The organism is Pelagicoccus mobilis (assembly GCF_016595505.1).
Lineage (GTDB): Bacteria > Verrucomicrobiota > Verrucomicrobiia > Opitutales > Opitutaceae > Pelagicoccus > Pelagicoccus mobilis.
Map to the genome: position 1 here is coordinate 1 of NZ_JAENIL010000163.1, position 335 is coordinate 335.

Sequence of the window (335 nt, forward strand, 5' to 3'; positions counted from 1 at the left end):
CGGCTCGACTATCTCTGGTTTCTTGGATACGGGCTCGACGACGCCATCCCCAACCACAGCGTGCTCTCCAAGGCCCGACGACGCTGGGGGCCGGAGGTCTTCGAGAGCATTTTCCTTCGCAGCGTTTCCCAGTGCGTGGAGCGCGGCCTGGTCGGAGGGAAGCGCTTGCACATGGATGGCTGCCTGGTCGATGCCGACGCCTCCCAGGGATCGCTCGTCAAGAGCGATCCGGAGATGGTAGAGCACCTGCGAGCAGCCTACGCCATGCAGGAAAGGAAACTGGAATGTCCGTCGGTGGAGCCGATCGTCCCCTCGGGGAACGACGAACCTCCTGT

General features: G+C 63.3%; 1 protein-coding gene. It reads left to right on the forward strand.

The window, feature by feature from the left end:
* Positions 1-335: transposase (locus JIN87_RS28050; RefSeq protein ID WP_200360078.1), on the forward strand; the 335-nt coding region annotated here is incomplete at both ends.